Genomic DNA, 17570 nt, shown 5'->3' on the forward strand with positions numbered 1-17570 from the left:
AGATCTTGTCTGAACCAGTCCGGCGGGCCATGCGGCGCCGCCTCTCGTTCGGTGAAGCGGCTTATACGGCCACTCCCGCAAACCGTCAACAGCCATTTGTCAAAAAACTGTCGTTTTTTATAAGTATCTGATTTTGCAGTGAAAATTGTGGGAGGCTCCGCGCGGCTACTCAATCTACGCCGCAACCACAGACCAGAGCCTGCGTCATTCGCCTATTCCTCAGATGGGATTGCAGCGTCCCGGTTAAAAGGCTCTCATTTGCATTTACCCTTTGGTGATCAGGATCAGCACGACGAACATCACGGGCACGGCCGTCAGGGCGGGAATGATGATCGCCGGGTAACCGAAAGCGAGGATGGCGAGTAGCCAGACCAGCAGCAGGTTGACGATGAAGAGGACCTTGGCCGTGATCGGCCCGTGGATCGCCTCCTTCAGCATCCAGCCCAGCAATGGCACTCGGAAAATTACGTCACCCATCAGTCTGCCTTCTTCTATAGTGGAGCCATATGGAATGTAGGGTGTCCTTGCCGAAGGGGACAATGTGGCAAATTGCCATTTGCCAATCCGCTGGTGGCAACCGCCACTGATGGTGTCGCAATCGGCTGGACAACAGTCTTCGGAGGAGCCTAATCTTCGGGTGTGATGGTTCCGCCCGGACAAGACCCGACGGGTGGACGAAGAGGGAATACGGTGAGGACTACCCATCAGGGGCCGAGACCGTGGCTGCCCCCGCAACTGTGAACGGCGAGCGACGTCCGACATGCCATTGGCCACCGTGCTGATAAGGCGGACTGAAGCCCTGACCCGTGAGCCAGGAGACCTGCCATCACTTGGCGCCGTGAACGCGGCATTCACTCTTCCCGCGCGGTGGGCGCGGACGAAAGGACTTGAACCATGCATATCGAACCCGGCGTCGTCGACGGCGCCAAGCTTGCACTCAGCTTAGCAACGGCCGCTCTTTCATTCGGCCTGATCGCCAAGATGGCGAAAGATGACCTGAAAACCAGACCATCGCTCGGCGGCCTCGCAGGCAGGACCATCATCACGACGACACTCGTCTTCTCCTTCTTCGAAGTTCTGCCACACCATCCGGTGGGCGTCTCCGAAGTGCACCTGATCCTCGGCTCGACACTCTTCCTGATGTTCGGAGGCGCTGCTGCGTCCATCGGACTTGCACTCGGCCTTCTCCTGCAGGGGCTCTTCTTTGCGCCCTTCGACCTCCCACAATACGGAATGAACGTCACGACGCTCATCATACCTCTTTTTGGGATCAGCCATCTGGCCGGACGCCTGATCCCTAAGAGCAAGGCCTATGTCGATGTCGGTTATCGCGACGCGCTTGCGCTTTCGACGACCTATCAGGGCGGTATCGTCGCCTGGGTGGCGTTCTGGGCACTCTATGGTCACGGCTTTACAGCGGAGAGCATGGCCAGCATCGCGACCTTCGGAGCCGCCTATATGACGGTCATCATCGTCGAGCCACTGGTCGATCTCGCCGTGCTGGCGGCCGCCAAGTCGCTGCGTAAGGCGACCGACAACGGCTTGTTCAACACGCGTCTGCATCACACGGCAACCTGAGCAGTCGGGACAGGAGCCTGCGCATGGCCCCCGGGCCATGCGCTTTTTCTTTGAAAGACAACAGACTTTCAGGTACCGCGAGGCAGAAGCCGCGCCCTGCGAGGTGCTCCCGACCGTCGAGACATCGAGGACAAACATGCGCATCCTGTCCGAAGCCCACTATCCGGAATTGCCGAACTACTATCGGGGCAAGGTCCGCGAGAACTACGATCTGCCCGACGGCAGTCGCATTATCATCTCCACCGATCGGCTAAGCGCCTTCGACCGCATCCTGACCTGCATTCCCTGTAAGGGACAGGTTCTCACCCAGACAGCCCGTTACTGGTTCGAGAAGACCAGCGACATCTGCCCCAATCACGTGATCGCCTATCCCGATCCCAACGTGGTGATCGGCAAGCGTCTGGACATCCTGCCTGTCGAGATCGTCGTTCGCGGCTATCTGGCCGGCACCACGGGAACCTCGATCCTCACTCTCTACAAGAAGGGTGAGCGCAGCATGTACGGCATCACATTGCCCGATGGCATGCGCGACAACGAGAAGCTGCCAGAACCGATCATCACACCGACAAGCAAAGAGTTTGATGGCGGTCACGACGAACCGCTGACGCCAGCCGAGATCGTCGACAAGAAGCTGCTAACCGCCGAACAGTGGGAAACGCTTTCACGTTATGCGCTTGCCCTCTTCGCCCGCGGTCAGCAACTGGCCGCTGAACGGGGATTGATCCTCGTCGACACGAAATACGAATTCGGCACGGATGAGAACGGCAGCATCATCCTGGCCGACGAAATCCACACACCCGACAGCAGCCGCTACTGGATTGCCGATGGCTATCTGGCGAGCTTTGAAAAGGGCGAACGTCCGCAAAGCTTCGACAAGGACTTCGTCCGCGCATGGGTCGCAGAACGCTGCGATCCCTATGTCGACGCGATACCGGAAATCCCGCAAACGCTGGTCGAAGAGACTTCGAGGGTCTATATCAGGGCTTACGAAGCAATCACCGGAGAGAACTTCATCCCCGACGATCGCGGTGAAACTCCTTGGGCGCGGGTGCGCGCCAACCTCGCACCCTACTTCTGAAGGACCCTCTGGCTCGATGGATCACGATCACTGCACAGGTTCGATGGCTTGCAGCCCGTCGCCGTCCGGCGGAGGCACGACACGACGCCCTCGCCGCCCGGCTGAAGAGACCCGTGAGGAGATCCTGAACATGGCGGAACAACTGTTCCGCGCCCACGGCTATGCAAGCGTCACGATTGCCGACATCGCCAACGAGCTGTCGATGTCACCGGCCAATGTCTTCAAGCATTTTCGCACCAAGACAAGCCTGGTCGATGCCATCGCGACGCGGGCAATCGGGGAGACCCTCGACGCCCTGCGCGCGCTGGCGCAAGACCGCCCTGCACCGGAGCGCCTGAGAGCGTTGGCGCACCAGTTGATGCAGGAGCATCTCTCGGGACAGACCGACGCACCCTATGTCTTCGAGATGATCCTGGTGACCATCAGGGAAGAGCTGGACTGCGGAGAACGTTTCCGGAATATGGTGGTCGACATGATTGCCGACATCATACGTGCCGGCGTCTGCGCGGACCTCTATCACGTCGATGACGCCGAAAAAGCAGCGAATGCCACGTTCGACGCCCTCACCTGCTTTATTCATCCTGTCATGGTCGGGTTGGAAAAGGCTGACATAATGGCAACACGTTGTGACCAAGTGCTCGACCTCATCGACACAGCCCTTCGTGCGCCCCTTGCCAAGTGACGATCATCAGATTACGTCACTTCAACTGACTTTCGCCTCCCGCGAGGCAGCCTGACTGCGGACGCACCGATGCCGGCCACGGCAAGGCGCTTGCCTGTCTTTCGGGTTCGTTGTTTTTTTCAGTGGGATTATTCATGACACGTCGGCTTCACCTGATATCGACCTTTCTCCTCTCCGCCATCGCCCTGTCGAGTTGCAGCGACTCCAGCACCACACAGTCCGGTGGCGGCGGAGCAGGCCAGGGGGGCGCCCGACCGCCGGCACAGGTCAGTGTCGTCATCATGAAACAGAGCCCGCACGAGATCACGACCACACTTCCCGGTCGCGCCTCCGCATTTCAGATGGCGGAGATCCGTCCGCGCGTCAGCGGCGTCATCCAGGAAATCGCCTTCCGGGAAGGCAGCGAGGTCAAGGAAGGCGATCTGCTGTTCAAGATCGAGGACGACACCTATCGCGCAGCCTTTGCCCAGGCGCAGGCCAGCCTGCAAAAGGCTGAAGCAGGCGTTCCGACGGCACAGTCGAACCTTGCCCGCCAGGAACGCCTGGTCGGTTCCGGTGCAACGCAGGTCGAGTTGGAAAATGCGCGCGTGACATTGCTCCAGGCCGAGGCCGACGTTGCCCAGGCCAAGGCCGCGCTGCGCTCGGCCGAGATCGAACTGGCCCTGACGGAAATCCGCGCGCCCTTCGAGGGCGTGACCACCGCCTCGCGTTATTCGATCGGCAATGTCGTCACCGCCAATCAGGCCGACAGCCTGATGACCCTGCGACGCCTCGATCCGATCTATATCGAGTTGACGGAATCGAGCGTCAATCTGCTCCGCCTGCGTGAGGCAATCGAGGCAGGTCGCATTGAACAGAGCCAGAGCAAGACGACGGATATCAGGCTGATGCTGGAGGACGGCATCGAGTATCCGGTCGTCGGCAAGCTCGACATGTCGGAAATGGCGGTCAGCCAGACGACCGGCACCTATTCGATCCGTGCCGTATTCGACAATCCCGACAATCTCATCCTCCCGGGCATGTATGTCCGCGCGACTGTCAACGTCGGAACTGAAAACGGCTACCTGATCCCCCAACGTGCCGCAAACCGCAGCCCGAACGGCGAACTGACAGCCAAGTTCGTCACCGCAGAAAACACCGTGGAGACCCGCACCTTCACGGCGGCCGAGGTGTCCGGCAACAACTGGCTGGTTGCAAACGGCATCGCCGATGGCGACAAGCTGATCGTCGACGGTTTCCAGCGCATCGGCGACGGCGCGCCTGTCCAGCCGGTTGAAGCGACCATCAATGCAGACGGTATCGTCGAAGAGGCCGCAGCCCCTGCTGCCGCCCCCGCCGCACAGCCTTGACTGTGCCGAGGCAAGCCACGAAAGGCATTAGGGGATAATCCATGGCCAAGTACTTCATCCGACGCCCGATCTTCGCCTGGGTGATTGCGATCATCATCATGCTGGGCGGCGCACTAGCAATTTCGAGCCTGTCGATCGCCCAGTATCCGGAAATCGCTCCGACGACCGTCCGAATCTCCGCCAGCTACAATGGCGCGAGCGCTGAAACGGTCGAGAAATCAGTGACATCGATCATCGAGGACGGCATGACCGGTCTCGATGACCTGACCTATATGACGTCATCCTCGAGCACGGGCTCGTCCAGTGTCACTCTGACCTTCGGCACCTCGGTCGATCCTGAAATCGCGCAGGTCCAGGTCCAGAACAAGCTGCAGCTCGTCCAGTCCCAGCTGCCCGACGTCGTCCAGACGGCCGGCATCTCCGTCACCCGATCGACCTCCAGCATCCTGCTCGTGGGCGCGCTGGTCTCGACGGACGGAAAGCGCAGCAATGTGGTCCTCGGCGACATCTTCTCGACCCAGATCGAGGACCAGATCAAGCGACTGGAAGGCGTCGGCAGCATCCAGGTCTTCGGGACCGGCTATGCGATGCGGGTCTGGCTCGATCCCTTCCAGCTGAACAAGTTCCAGCTGACTGCAACCGACGTTACAGCCGCGATCCAGGCGCAGAACACCCAGGTCTCGGTAGGTGCCCTCGGCAGCCAGCCGGCACCGGCAGGACAGCAGCTGAATGTCACCGTCACCGCCCAGAGCCAGCTGCAATCGGTCTCGGACTTCGAGGCGATCATTCTGAAGACCGAAACGGACGGAGCGACCGTCCGCCTCAGCGACGTGGCGCGCATCGAGATTGGGCAGGAAAGCTATGCGACGAACTCCCGTTCGAACCGCAATCCGGCCACGGGCTTCGCGGTCAATCTGGCCACCGGCGCCAACGCGCTGGACACGGCGGATCGGGTCAAGACGCAGCTTGCGACAATCGCTCCGTCGCTGCCCGAGAATGTCGTAATCACCTATCCATACGACACCACGCCCTTCGTGGAACTGTCGATCGAGAAGGTCGTGCACACGCTGATCGAGGCAATCGTGCTGGTCTTCGTGGTCCTCTTGATCTTCCTGCAGAACCTGCGGGCAACCTTCATTCCGATGATCGCAGTCCCGGTCGTGCTGCTCGGTACCTTTGGCATCCTCGCTCTCACGGGATACTCGATCAACACGCTGACCATGTTTGCCATGGTCCTAGCGATCGGCCTTCTCGTCGACGACGCCATTGTCGTGGTTGAAAACGTCGAGCGCATCATGACCGAGGAAGGTCTGTCACCGCTCGAGGCGACCGAGAAGTCGATGGGCGAGATCACCGGTGCAATCGTCGGCATCGCACTGGTACTGACGGCGGTGTTCATTCCAATGGCGTTCTTCGGTGGATCCACTGGTATCATCTACCGCCAGTTCTCCGTGACGATCGTCTCGGCGATGCTGCTCTCGGCACTCGTCGCGATCGTGCTGACGCCAGCGCTCTGCGCCACCATGCTGAAGCCTGTCGATCACCACAAGCCGAAGCGCGGTCCCGCCGCCTGGTTCAACCGCAACTTCGACAACGCCACCAATGGCTATGTCTCGTCGATCGGCTATCTTCTGAAGCGACCGCTGCGTGTCATGCTGATGTTCGCCATCGTGATCGGCGGCATGAGCTGGCTGTTCCTGCGTATGCCGTCCTCGTTCCTGCCACAGGAAGACCAGGGCGTGCTCATGACCATCGTCCAGCTTCCGAACGGTGCGACCGTCACCAGAACCGAAGAGATCATCGAGAAGATCGAAGACTACTATCTCGACAAGGAGAAGGATGCGATCCAGGACGTATTCTCGGTGTCTGGATTCTCGTTCACCGGCTCCGGCCAGAACTACGCCCTGGTCTTTGCCAAGCTTAAGGATTTTGACCTGCGGAAGGAGCCTCAGCTCGCCGCATCGGCAGTCGTGCAGCGCGCAATGGGCTATTTCTTCACGCTGCGTGACGGCATGGTCTTCCCCCTTCAGCCGCCTGCCATTCCAGGCCTCGGCAACTCCAGCGGCTTCTCGATGTATCTCGTCGACAGCGGAAAGAACGGGACCGAGGCACTAACCGCAGCGTCACAGCAGCTGGCACAGGCCGCAGCGGGCAATTCGAACGTCACCTCCTTCCGCTCCAACAATCCGCCTGCCGAAACGCAGCTCAAGTTCCTACTGGACCAGGAGAAGATGGGGGCGATGGGGCTGGATATCGCCACCGTCAACAACATGCTCTCGACCATCTTCGCCGGTCGCGATGTGAACGACTTCACGTTGAACGGCGAACTGAAGCCGGTATATGTCCAGGGGGATGCGCCCTACCGCATGCAGGAAGATGCAATCAATCACTGGCACGCCCGCAACGGGAGTGGCGATATGGTTCCCTTCTCCTCCTTCATCAAGACGGAGTGGATCAGTGGCGCACCGACCCTCAGCCGTTTCAACGGCGCCAGCGCCATCTCGATGGAAGGCGCCGCCGGCGCGGGCGTGAGTTCCGGGACCGCCATGGACACCATGGAGCAACTGACGGCAGACCTGGATGGTGGATACACCGTCGCCTGGCAGGGCATCTCCTATCAGGAGCGGCTCTCTGGCTCACAGGCCCCCCTGCTCTACGCGCTCTCCGTTCTGATCGTGTTCCTCTGCCTCGCCGCTCTCTACGAGAGCTGGTCCATACCGTTCTCCGTCATCATGGCGGTTCCGGTCGGGGTGCTGGGTGCGGTTGCCGCAGCAAGCTTCTTCGGCCAGTCCAATGACGTCTATTTCAAGGTCGGATTGCTCACCACGATCGGTTTGGCGGCGAAGAACGCGATTCTCATCGTCGAGTTCGCCAAGGACCGTCAGGCCGCCGGATTGAGTGTCATTGATGCAACACTCGAAGCTGCAAAACTTCGACTGCGACCGATCATCATGACATCGCTGGCCTTCATTCTCGGTGTCGTTCCGCTGGCAATTGCAACCGGAGCGGGCTCCGCAGCGCAGAATTCCATTGGTATTGGCGTTCTAGGTGGCATGTTCACCGCCACCGCGCTCGGAATCTTCTTCGTTCCGTCGTTCTTCGTCATCATCCGGCAGGTCTTCGGCGGTGCAAAACCCAAAGAAGAGCTGTCGTCACAATGATTGACAAACTATCTTAACCAACTATTGCGTAGGGTGCTGCGGTAGCCTGCGTGAGTAAAGCGGTCGCTGGCTCGAGGGAATTCAAGACCCTCTCGTGGCAAGACCGGGGGACAAGTACAGGAACACGTGATGCTCAAGATTCGTGCCGTCGCACCACTCGCAATGCTCCTCCTTTCCGGCTGCGTCGTCGGCCCGGACCATGAGGCGCCGCAGACGACCCTCCCCGTCAAGTTTTCAGAGGGTAGCGCCAAGGCTGCGGCTCAAGACGTAACTCTCGCGCCTTGGTGGACAGCGTTCAGGGACCCCCGCCTGACCAGCCTGGTCGAGAAGGGCCTCGCCCAGAACCTCGATGTCCTCCAGGCTCTTGAGCGGATCACCGCAGCCGAAGCCAATTTCGATGCCGCCGACTCCGGCGCCTTCCCCCAGGTCAACCTCTCCACCGATCACCAGGTCTCTCGGACCAACGGCACGGGTGCACTGACCAGCCGGGACAGCGATACCACGAACACCTCGACAGGGAGCGTCGGCGTATCCTGGTTGCTGGACCTGTTCGGTCAGTATCGCCGTTCCAAGGAAAGCGCGAAGGCATCCCTCGATGCGGCTTTTGCCAGCGCCGACGTTGCCAAGTTGACCTTCCTGTCGAGCGTTGTCTCGGCCTATGTGGATGCCCGCTATTACCAGGAGCGCATTGCGATCGCCCGCAAGAATCTGGGATCGCGCCGCGAGACGCTCGAACTGACCCGCCTTCAGCTGGAAGCCGGCGCGGCTTCGCGCCTGGACGTCGTCCAGTCCGAGGGTCTGGTCAACTCGACGCTGGCCGAAATTCCCGGACTTGAAATCTCCTTCCGTCAGTCAGTTCACCGCATTTCCTTGCTGCTCGGCTTGCCTGCGACCAGCCTGCTCGCCGATCTCCAGAAGGGGGCATCCCAGCCTTATGCCCGTGGCAGCGTGAACGCCGGCGTGCCGGCTGACCTGATCCGCAATCGACCTGACATTCGCGCCGCAGAGCGGAACCTGGCAGCAGCCGTCGCCGAAATCGGCGTCGCCGAAGCTGCGCTCTATCCGTCGATCTCGCTGAGCGGTTCGATTTCCCCGACCCTGGTCGCAACTTCGGCCGCAAGCGGCCATGCCACCTCCTGGGGCTTCGGACCAAGCCTGAATCTGCCGATCTTTGATGCTGGCACACGGCGCGCCAATGTAAAGGCACGCGAAGCCGCTGCCCGCGAAGCCTATCTCGCCTGGAAGCAGACCGTGTTGGGCGCAGTGTCGGAAGTCGAGAATGCCATGGTCGCCGTGAACCGCACGCGCCAGACCGTATCGGCGCTGACGGCGACCGTACGCTCCTACGAGGAAGCCCTTTCGCTCGCAACAGCAAGCTATCGTGACGGCGCATCCTCGCTGCTCGATGTTCTCGATGCCCAGCGCAACGTTGCAAGCGCCCAGGCCAATCTGGCTCAGGCCGTTCAGCAGCTGGCAAACGGCTACGTCTCCCTCAACGTCGCCATCGGCGGCGGCTATGCCTGGGACAAGAAGACGGTTGTCGCCAGCCAGTAAGACTGAGCCACGCAGATCGAAACCCGGCACCAGCAACGGTAGCCGGGTTTTCTTTTGTCCTGATTTCAGAACGTGGCCGGCGTGTTGATCCAGATGAGCACGGTCTCGCCACTCGATATATTGCGCCACGAATGTGGCCGGCGGCTTTCGAAGTAGAAGCTGTCGCCGGCATGGAGTTCGAAGAACTTGTCCCCGTCCAGAATGATCTCGAGGCTTCCAGCGAGCATGTGGATGAACTCTTCGCCCTCGTGCTGGTAGGCACCCTCGCTGGAGGCACCGGGAGCCAACTGGAACCGGTTGCATTCCATCTGGTTGCGCCCCTCCGCCAGAACCTGGACCGCGACACCGGAGGACGTGGTCGGCCATGACGGCCACTTGCCATCGCGGATCAGCGACTCGCCACCGCGCCCCTCTTCTTGCCCGCTCAGCGACGCGAGCGTCGTACCGAGATGGCGCGCCACCTCGTGAAGGGCCGTGAAGGAAAGCCCCTGCGACGTGCGCTCGAATGTGGAGAGCTGCGAAACCGAAACGCCGGTGGCCTGCGCGACACTTTCGAGCGTCTTGCTGGCGTCGCGTCGTAGGCGTCGGATGCGGCTTCCCGGCCGGATATCCGCCGCGTCATCGTCGACATCTGAGGCATCCTCCTCGATCTCTGCAGAGATCTCGCGCAGCGTCTCCCGGATCGCCGCGGGGTTGAGGCCCCGCTCGCTCCTGAGCCAGGCAATCCGCTTCAGACGATCCACCAGTATGCGATCATAGAGCCGCTGGCCCGTCTCGGTTCGGATCGGCTGGATGAGATCCTGCGTCTCCCACAGGCGTAGGGTGGACGGGGAAACCCCAGCCATTCTCGCCGCCTCTGCAATCTTGAACCGGATATCTTCCACGCGTCCCTCTACGAAATCTCGCAGTCATGGGTGATAATGCCGCCAAGGCATATTGCAAGTCTACAGAAAAAATGTAGGAAATATCTCAGCGCGCGATCAAAGACCGAAACGACGCCGCTGGCCACCCTTCGCACAGGATGAAAACGATGAAGAACGCCGAAATCTCAGCCCGCAAGAATGACGCCATTTCCCGCGGCGTTGGCATGACCACGCAGATCTATGCCGACAAGGCTGAGAATTCGGAGATCTGGGATGTCGAAGGCCGACGCTACATCGACTTCGCCGGCGGCATCGCGGTTCTCAACACCGGTCATCGCCACCCGAAGGTGGTTGAAGCCGTGAAGGCACAGCTCGACCGCTTTACGCACACCTGCCACCAGGTCGTCCCTTACGAAAACTACGTCGCGCTCGCTGAGCGCTTGAACAAGATCGTACCCGGCAACTTCGAGAAGAAGACGATCTTCGCAACAACAGGCGCCGAAGCCGTCGAAAACGCGATCAAGATCGCCCGATGCGCCACCGGCCGCTCTGCCGTGATCGCGTTTACCGGCGGCTTCCATGGCCGTACCTTCCTCGGCATGGCGCTGACCGGCAAGGTCGTGCCCTACAAGGTCGGCTTCGGCCCGATGATGGGCGACGTCTTCCACGTTCCCTTCCCGCTCGAAATGCACGGCATCGACGTCGAGACCTCGCTCGACGTACTCGACAAGCTGTTCAAGGCAGATGTCGACCCGAAGCGCGTTGCAGCCATCATTCTTGAGCCGGTCCAGGGCGAAGGCGGTTTCTACGACGTGCCGCGTGCCCTGATGAAGGCGCTGCGCGAGATCTGCGACCAGCACGGCATCCTGCTCGTCGCCGACGAAGTGCAGACCGGCTTTGCCCGCACCGGCAAGCTCTTCGCCATGGAACACTATGATGTGGTTCCGGACCTGACGACGATGGCCAAGAGCCTCGCCGGCGGCTTCCCGCTCTCCGCCGTCACCGGCCGCGCCGAGCTGATGGATGCTCCCGGCCCCGGTGGTCTCGGCGGCACCTATGCCGGCAACCCGCTGGCGATCGCAGCCGCCCATGCTGTCCTCGACGTCATCGAGGAAGAGCAGCTTTGCGACCGCGCCAACCAGCTGGGCAACCGTCTGAAGCAGCGCCTCGAAGCGATCCGCGCCGACGTTCCGCACATCATGGACATCCGCGGCCTCGGCTTCATGAACGCCGTCGAATTCAAGATCCCGGGAACCGACAAGCCGAATGCGGATTTCACCAATGCGGTGCGTCTGAAGGCGCTGGAAAAGGGCCTGATCCTTTTGACCTGCGGCGTCTACAGCAACGTAATCCGCTTCCTCGCCCCGATCACCATTCAGGACGAGGTCTTCAACGAGGCGCTCGACCTGATCGAAGCCTCGATCCGTGAAGTCGCAGCAGGAGCCTGAGGCATGACCCTTTCGAAAGTTCTCACTGACAAGCTGAAGGACCCGACACTGGCGACCGACAAGTCGCTGGTCGGCAATGATTGGCTGGCCGCAAGCCAGTCTGGTAAGACCTTCGAGGTCACCAACCCGGCAACCGGCGAAGTGATCGCGGTACTTCCGGACCTCAACAAGGCGGAAGTGACAAAGGCGATCGACGCCGCCCACACGGCCCAGAAGGCTTGGGCGAAGAAGACCGGCAAGGAGCGCGCCGCCGTGCTCCGCAAGCTGAACGACCTGATGGTCGCCAATGCCGACGACCTCGCGACCATCCTGACCATGGAAATGGGCAAGCCCTGGCCGGAAGCCCGTGGCGAGATCCTCTACGGCGCATCCTATGTCGAGTGGTTCGCCGAAGAAGCCAAGCGCGTCTACGGCGACACGATCCCCGGCCACCAGGCCGACAAGCGGATCATGGTCATCAAGCAGCCGGTCGGCGTCGTCGGCGCGATCACACCGTGGAACTTCCCGAACGCCATGCTCGCCCGCAAGGTCGCTCCCGCACTTGCCGTCGGCTGCGCGATGGTATCCAAGCCCGCCGCCCAGACGCCACTCTCGGCCTTGGCTCTTGCCATCCTCGCCGAGCGCGCCGGTTTGCCCGCCGGCCTGTTCTCGGTGCTGACCTCGACCGATGCGGCCATGATCGGCCAGGAACTCTGCGCCAATGACAAGGTCCGCAAGCTGACCTTCACCGGCTCCACCAATGTCGGCCGCATCCTGATGCGCCAGGGTGCCGATCAGATCATGAAGCTGGGTCTTGAACTCGGCGGCAATGCGCCCTTCATTGTCTTCGACGATGCAGATCTCGATGCCGCCGTCGAAGGCGCGATGATCTCCAAGTATCGCAATGCCGGCCAGACCTGCGTCTGCGCCAACCGCCTCTATGTGCAGGCGGGTGTTTATGATGCCTTTGCCAAGAAGCTGGCAGAGAAGGTGGGACAGCTGAAGGTCGGCAACGGTTTTGCGGAAGGTGTGACCACTGGCCCGCTGATCGATGCCAAGGCCATCGAGAAGGTCAAGGAACACGTCGCCGACGCCGTATCGAAGGGCGCCAAGATCGCGCTCGGCGGCAGCGGCGCAGAAGCGGGCGAGCTGTTCTTCCAGCCCACCATCCTGACCGGCGTCACCACCGCGATGAAGGTTGCGACCGAAGAGACCTTCGGACCGGTCGCTCCGCTTTTCAAGTTCGAGACCGAAGAGGAAGTGGTTGAGCTCGCCAACGCCACCGAATTCGGCCTTGCCTCCTACTTCTACTCGAAGGACATCGCGAAGATCTTCCGGGTCGCGGAAGCCCTGGAATACGGCATGGTCGGCGTCAACACCGGCCTGATCTCCACCGAGGTCGCGCCCTTCGGTGGCATCAAGCAGTCCGGTCTCGGTCGCGAAGGCTCGAAATACGGCATCGATGACTATACCGAGATCAAGTACATCTGCCTCGGCGGCATTGCCTGATCACGGCATCAGGATCCCCGGCCAGGCTGGGGATCCTTCTCTAAGGGACTCCTGGCGAACAATTGGTCGGCGACAGCGCCTGCCAGCTTCGCCAGCGCCTGGAAGTGGCCTCCACGCATCGATGCCCGGCGCCAGAAGAAGCCGATATCCCGCGTTCCCTCCCAATCTGTGATGGTAAGCAGGCGAATACCCTCGTCCTTCGCCACCTCGGATCGGACATACAGTTCCGGAAAAAGCGAAAGCCCCATCTCGATCGAGACCATCTGCCGGATCGCATCAAGGCTTGATCCCTCGTATTCCAGAGCGAGGATGGCACCGGACATGTCGGCGAGCTTGCGCACCTCGTCCATCAGCCGGTGCCCAGGGCCCAGCGTCAGCATTCGAGCCCCCTTCAGCGCCGCCATCGGCACGCTTTCCATCTGCGCCAGAGGATGGTCCTTGGGAACCCCGAGAAAGATCCGCTCGCTACAGATCTGCTCCGATACGAAGTCCTCCTGTCCGAACGGGATCGGGCCGAGGCCACAATCCGTCTCGCCCTGCAACACGGCTCTTTCCAGAAGTCTGGGACGGTCCTCACGGATGTACAACTTAAGGTCCGGATGCCGGAGATGCAGCCGTGGCAGCAGATGCGGCAGGAAATACGGCCCGAACGATGGCGCAACGCCGAGCCTGATGGAACCGCCCAGATTGCCTTTGGAACTGGTAGCGAGAACCCGGATTTCATCCAGCCCATTCAGGATGATCTTGGCGGCTTGAATGATCTCGAGACCAACAGGGGTGGGCGCCACCTGCCCCGGCATACGGTCGATCAAGGTGACCCCCAGCTGCTTTTCGAGCAGGGCAACCTGAACAGAGAGCGTCGGCTGCGACACGTGGCAGCGCTTTGCCGCCTCCCCGAAATGGCCTGTCTCCCCGAGAGCGACGAGATATTCCAATTGCCGATGACTTGGGCGGAAAGGCATGGGACCTCCATAGAGAATATCTATGGAGATGATACAATCAATCAATTGGAACAATCAACTTCGACACCTCATATTCGGGTGGTACGAAAGGAGATCGCCATGAAGCAACTGCTGAAAGCCCTGAGAGCCCGCCACTCGATCGTCGCCGCGAAGATCGATGAGGAACAGCGTCGTCCGCAGCCGGACGGGATTCGGGTGCGCGCCTTGAAGAAGATCAGGCTGCACCTGAAGGAGCAGATCATGTTGCTGGAACAGGGCGACGCCATGAAGGCACCGATCGCCCGCTCCAAGGCGTCCAACTTCGGCACCCTTCTCGCCGGACGCTGAGCACGCTTGCGCTCCGTGATGGCGCATCGTGACCGGCGAGAGCGGCCGGCGGGGCACCCTGCGCCCCGCCGGCATTTCGCCTTATAGAACTCTGTGAATCAAGAAGCCCGGCGTTGGTCAACGCCGGGCTTCTTGGATTTGATACCGGATCGAACTTAGTTCTTGGCGCGTTCGACGTAGGAATTGTCTTCGGTCGCAATCACCACGCGGATGCCGGCGTCGACATGCGGCGGCACCATTGTGCGGATGCCGTTCGACAGGATCGCCGGCTTGTAAGACGACGATGCCGTCTGGCCCTTCACGACCGGCTCGGTCTCGACGATCTCGAGCGTCACGTGACGCGGCAGCTGGATGGCAAGCGCCACGCCTTCGTGCATGGACAGGATGCAGACCATACCTTCCTGCAGATAGGCCTTCTGGTCGCCCATGGTTTCGACATCAACGACGACTTGGTCGTAGTTCTCAGGGTTCATGAAGTGGAAGCCTTCGCCGTCCTCGTAGAGGAACTGGTGGTTCACGTCTTCAACGAACGCGCGCTCGACCTGCTCCGTCGTGCGCCAGCGCTCGGACACCTTCACGCCATCGACGATACGGCGCATGTTGACCTGGGTGACCGGCGTACCCTTGCCCGGGTGGAAGTTCTCGGCAGTCAGCACGACATAGAGCTTGCCGTCCACGTCGATGACATTGCCCTTGCGCACGGACGAGGCGATAATCTTGACCATTGGAATTCCTTGTATCTGCGTAAGACCCGTCGTAAAGGACGGCGGTCCCGACGGACCTCTATGAATTTCTCGGGCGCAACTAACCCAAATCCGGCAAAATAGCCAGCCCGTGTTGAGAAATGGACCGAGATTCCGGCATGATTGACAGCCGCCGATCATCCCCACCGTGGTGGCGCGCTTCCGTGCATGCGGATCGGCGTCCCCTTCTCATCGGCCGTAATCGCATCCAGGCCGCATTCCGCGCGCACTTCGCCGAACAGGACTTCGTCGAGGTCGACACCGCGACGCTTCAGGTTTCCCCGGGCAATGAGGCCCATCTGCATGCTTTCCAAACCGCAGCGATCGGCCACGATGGATCAGCGGTGGCTCTTTACCTGCACACATCGCCGGAATTCGCCTGCAAGAAACTGCTCGCAGCAGGCGAGCCGAAAATCGCATGTTTCGCCCATGTCTACCGCAATCGGGAACGCGGCCCTCTGCACCATCCGGAATTCACCATGCTGGAATGGTATCGCGTGGGCGCGGGCTATGAACGGCTGATGCAGGACTGTGCCGATCTGATCGCGCTCGCCGCGCGGACTGCCGGCACACAGCAATTTGCCTATGGCGGCAAAACCGTTGACCCTTTCGCAGAACCGGAACGCATCTCGGTAGCAGACGCCTTTGCTCGCCACGCAGGCATCGACCTGTTGGCCACCATTGCCGCAGATGGCAGCACGGATCGAAACGCACTATTTAAGCAGTTGCAGGCCGCCGGAATGCGCGTTGCAGAAGACGATACCTGGGCGGATCTGTTCAGCCGGGTGATCGTGGAAAAGGTCGAACCGAACCTCGGCATTGGCCGCGTCACCATTCTCGACCGCTACCCTGTCGCCGAAGCTGCACTGGCCCGTCCATGCTCCGACGAGCCGCGCGTGGCCGAACGTTTCGAGGTCTATGCCTGTGGTGTCGAGCTTGCCAACGCCTTCGGCGAACTGACCGACCCGGCCGAACAGCGCCGCCGTTTCGAAGCCGAAATGGCCGAAAAACAACGTGTCTATGGCGAGACCTACCCGCTTGACGAAGACTTCCTGGAAGCGCTGGCACACATGCCGGAGGCCTCGGGCATCGCGCTCGGTTTTGACCGCCTCGTCATGCTGGCAACAGGGGCGCTGAGGATCGAACAGGTGATCTGGGCACCGGTAGCGGAGACCCATCTTGGCTGAGGTGACCCTGCGCACCGTCGGCGACCTCGTGTCAGAGGGCCTCGTCCGAGCCGAAGCGGCAACCGACATCGAGGCGGTCGCCGAGCGCTATGCCATCGCCCTGACGCCAACCGTCCGAGCGCTGATCGACACGGGCAATCCCCATGACCCGATCGCAGCACAATATGTGCCGACGGCAGCGGAACTCGTCGAGCATCCCGACGAACGTGCTGACCCGATCGGCGATCATCCGCATTCTCCGGTCGATGGCATAGTGCATCGCTATCCCGACCGTGTTCTGTTAAAACTCGTGCATGTCTGTCCGGTCTACTGCCGCTTCTGCTTCCGCCGCGAGATGGTCGGTCCGCAGGGAGATGGCAACCTCTCCACCGATGCCCTTCGAAAGGCGCTGGACTACATTCGTGCGGACGATCGGATCTGGGAAGTGATCCTCACAGGTGGTGATCCGCTGATCCTCTCGCCGCGGCGGCTCAAGGAGGTGATGCAGGAACTGGCGACGATCGCCCATGTCCGCATCGTCCGGATCCACAGCCGCGTGCCTGCAGTCGATCCGGCGCGCATTTCCGATAGCCTCCTCGACGCCCTGAGGGCATCCGGGAAGACGCTCTTCATCGCCCTGCATGTCAATCATGCGCGCGAGCTCACGGCGGAGGTCCGCGCCGCCTCGGCCCGTCTCGCCGCATCGGGCGTAAATCTCGTCAGCCAGAGCGTGCTGCTCAAAGGCGTCAACGACGACGCTGACACGCTCGCGGACCTGATGCGTGCCTTCGTCGAGATCGGCGTGAAGCCCTATTACCTTCATCATCCAGACCTGGCGCCTGGCACGGGCCACTTCCGCCTGACCATTGCGGAGGGGCAGGCCATCATGCGCGAGCTGCGCAGCAAGGTATCAGGGCTTTGCATCCCTCACTACATTCTCGACCTTCCTGGCGGCTTCGGAAAGGTTGAGGTAGGAACGGACGCCTTGCGTGAGGTTGCACCAAATCGGTACATCGCGCTCGACCGCCATGGCAACCAACAGGTTTACGAGGGCTAAAGCCGACGAAACAAGCGAATTGACGGTCATCACGATGCTTTTTGAACAGTATCCGCGCACCATTCATTCCGATTTTACCGAATTGTTTAGCGGAAACTTCGTCTTTCCTCTGTA

Annotated in this window: 15 protein-coding genes and 1 riboswitch; of the genes, 11 read left to right on the plus strand and 4 right to left on the minus strand. The window is 60.9% G+C overall.

The window, feature by feature from the left end; translation table 11 throughout:
* Nucleotides 1–264 precede the first annotated feature (264 nt).
* On the minus strand, nt 265–477 hold the full coding sequence (locus tag J2045_RS21965; protein ID WP_307377225.1) for a hypothetical protein: 213 nt from the start codon (nt 475–477) through the stop codon (nt 265–267).
* Between the two features lie 149 nt (nt 478–626).
* Nucleotides 627–842, plus strand: a riboswitch (cobalamin riboswitch).
* 52 nt (nt 843–894) lie between these two features.
* Between J2045_RS21965 and J2045_RS21970 the strand changes: the two genes are divergently transcribed.
* From J2045_RS21970 to J2045_RS21995, 6 genes are all read left to right on the plus strand, one after another.
* On the plus strand, nt 895–1578 hold the full coding sequence (locus J2045_RS21970) for an energy-coupling factor ABC transporter permease (RefSeq protein WP_307377227.1): 684 nt from the start codon (nt 895–897) through the stop codon (nt 1576–1578).
* A 136-nt stretch (nt 1579–1714) separates the two neighbouring features.
* Nucleotides 1715–2656, plus strand: coding sequence for a phosphoribosylaminoimidazolesuccinocarboxamide synthase (locus J2045_RS21975; protein ID WP_307377230.1), 942 nt, complete (start codon nt 1715–1717; stop codon nt 2654–2656).
* Nucleotides 2657–2786: 130 nt separating this feature from the next.
* Entirely contained in the window at nt 2787–3338 is a 552-nt protein-coding gene (locus J2045_RS21980) for a TetR/AcrR family transcriptional regulator (RefSeq protein ID WP_307377233.1), read from the plus strand.
* Nucleotides 3339–3472: 134 nt separating this feature from the next.
* Nucleotides 3473–4687, plus strand: a complete 1215-nt coding sequence (locus J2045_RS21985; RefSeq protein WP_307377235.1) for an efflux RND transporter periplasmic adaptor subunit — start codon at nt 3473–3475, stop codon at nt 4685–4687.
* A 41-nt stretch (nt 4688–4728) separates the two neighbouring features.
* Nucleotides 4729–7848 (plus strand): efflux RND transporter permease subunit, encoded by a 3120-nt coding sequence (locus tag J2045_RS21990; protein ID WP_307377238.1) that lies wholly within the window; start codon nt 4729–4731, stop codon nt 7846–7848.
* 129 nt (nt 7849–7977) lie between these two features.
* Nucleotides 7978–9402, plus strand: coding sequence for an efflux transporter outer membrane subunit (locus J2045_RS21995; protein WP_307377240.1), 1425 nt, complete (start codon nt 7978–7980; stop codon nt 9400–9402).
* A 65-nt stretch (nt 9403–9467) separates the two neighbouring features.
* Here J2045_RS21995 and J2045_RS22000 read toward each other — a convergent pair whose 3' ends face one another.
* Nucleotides 9468–10247 carry a cupin domain-containing protein gene (locus J2045_RS22000; RefSeq protein ID WP_205911229.1) on the minus strand — a complete coding sequence of 260 codons (780 nt, stop codon included), beginning with the start codon at nt 10245–10247 and terminating at the stop codon, nt 9468–9470.
* A gap of 185 nt (nt 10248–10432) precedes the next feature.
* Between J2045_RS22000 and J2045_RS22005 the strand changes: the two genes are divergently transcribed.
* Nucleotides 10433–11713, plus strand: coding sequence for a 4-aminobutyrate--2-oxoglutarate transaminase (locus tag J2045_RS22005; protein ID WP_166601421.1), 1281 nt, complete (start codon nt 10433–10435; stop codon nt 11711–11713).
* A gap of 3 nt (nt 11714–11716) precedes the next feature.
* On the plus strand, nt 11717–13201 hold the full coding sequence (locus J2045_RS22010) for an NAD-dependent succinate-semialdehyde dehydrogenase (protein ID WP_307377242.1): 1485 nt from the start codon (nt 11717–11719) through the stop codon (nt 13199–13201).
* An 8-nt stretch (nt 13202–13209) separates the two neighbouring features.
* Here the strand turns inward: J2045_RS22010 and J2045_RS22015 are convergent, their stop codons facing one another.
* Nucleotides 13210–14163: a hydrogen peroxide-inducible genes activator gene (locus J2045_RS22015; protein WP_307377244.1), complete on the minus strand. Its 954-nt coding sequence runs from the start codon at nt 14161–14163 to the stop codon at nt 13210–13212.
* Nucleotides 14164–14262: 99 nt separating this feature from the next.
* On the opposite strand from J2045_RS22015, the gene J2045_RS22020 reads away from it, so the two are divergent.
* Nucleotides 14263–14490, plus strand: a complete 228-nt coding sequence (locus J2045_RS22020) for a YdcH family protein (RefSeq protein ID WP_166601418.1) — start codon at nt 14263–14265, stop codon at nt 14488–14490.
* A 155-nt stretch (nt 14491–14645) separates the two neighbouring features.
* On the opposite strand, the gene efp is transcribed toward J2045_RS22020, so the two are convergent.
* Complete coding sequence (efp, locus tag J2045_RS22025; protein ID WP_054148625.1) at nt 14646–15215, minus strand: elongation factor P; 570 nt, start codon at nt 15213–15215, stop codon at nt 14646–14648.
* Nucleotides 15216–15352: 137 nt separating this feature from the next.
* Here efp and epmA point away from each other — a divergent pair, with 137 nt between their 5' ends.
* Together epmA and J2045_RS22035 are read left to right on the plus strand one after the other, a co-directional pair.
* Entirely contained in the window at nt 15353–16420 is a 1068-nt protein-coding gene (epmA, locus tag J2045_RS22030) for an EF-P lysine aminoacylase EpmA (RefSeq protein WP_307377249.1), read from the plus strand.
* The gene (locus tag J2045_RS22035) at nt 16413–17456 is read left to right on the plus strand and encodes a lysine-2,3-aminomutase-like protein (protein WP_307377252.1); all 1044 of its coding nucleotides are present in this window, start codon (nt 16413–16415) and stop codon (nt 17454–17456) included. Before epmA ends, J2045_RS22035 begins: the two co-directional genes overlap by 8 nt.
* Nucleotides 17457–17570: the final 114 nt, after the last annotated feature.

Origin of the sequence: Peteryoungia aggregata LMG 23059, from assembly GCF_030814435.1 — a bacterium.
GTDB classification, from domain to species: domain Bacteria; phylum Pseudomonadota; class Alphaproteobacteria; order Rhizobiales; family Rhizobiaceae; genus Allorhizobium; species Allorhizobium aggregatum.

Excerpts from the sequence above, each read along its gene's own strand:
- J2045_RS21965 (WP_307377225.1), bottom strand. The coding sequence starts at position 477 with ATGGGTGACGTAATTTTCCGAGTGCCATTGCTGGGCTGGATGCTGAAG.
- J2045_RS21970 (WP_307377227.1), top strand. The coding sequence starts at position 895 with ATGCATATCGAACCCGGCGTCGTCGACGGCGCCAAGCTTGCACTCAGC.
- J2045_RS21975 (WP_307377230.1), top strand. The coding sequence starts at position 1,715 with ATGCGCATCCTGTCCGAAGCCCACTATCCGGAATTGCCGAACTACTAT.
- J2045_RS21980 (WP_307377233.1), top strand. The coding sequence starts at position 2,787 with ATGGCGGAACAACTGTTCCGCGCCCACGGCTATGCAAGCGTCACGATT.
- J2045_RS21985 (WP_307377235.1), top strand. The coding sequence starts at position 3,473 with ATGACACGTCGGCTTCACCTGATATCGACCTTTCTCCTCTCCGCCATC.
- J2045_RS21990 (WP_307377238.1), top strand. The coding sequence starts at position 4,729 with ATGGCCAAGTACTTCATCCGACGCCCGATCTTCGCCTGGGTGATTGCG.
- J2045_RS21995 (WP_307377240.1), top strand. The coding sequence starts at position 7,978 with ATGCTCAAGATTCGTGCCGTCGCACCACTCGCAATGCTCCTCCTTTCC.
- J2045_RS22000 (WP_205911229.1), bottom strand. The coding sequence starts at position 10,247 with ATGGCTGGGGTTTCCCCGTCCACCCTACGCCTGTGGGAGACGCAGGAT.
- J2045_RS22005 (WP_166601421.1), top strand. The coding sequence starts at position 10,433 with ATGAAGAACGCCGAAATCTCAGCCCGCAAGAATGACGCCATTTCCCGC.
- J2045_RS22010 (WP_307377242.1), top strand. The coding sequence starts at position 11,717 with ATGACCCTTTCGAAAGTTCTCACTGACAAGCTGAAGGACCCGACACTG.
- J2045_RS22015 (WP_307377244.1), bottom strand. The coding sequence starts at position 14,163 with ATGCCTTTCCGCCCAAGTCATCGGCAATTGGAATATCTCGTCGCTCTC.
- J2045_RS22020 (WP_166601418.1), top strand. The coding sequence starts at position 14,263 with ATGAAGCAACTGCTGAAAGCCCTGAGAGCCCGCCACTCGATCGTCGCC.
- efp (WP_054148625.1), bottom strand. The coding sequence starts at position 15,215 with ATGGTCAAGATTATCGCCTCGTCCGTGCGCAAGGGCAATGTCATCGAC.
- epmA (WP_307377249.1), top strand. The coding sequence starts at position 15,353 with ATGATTGACAGCCGCCGATCATCCCCACCGTGGTGGCGCGCTTCCGTG.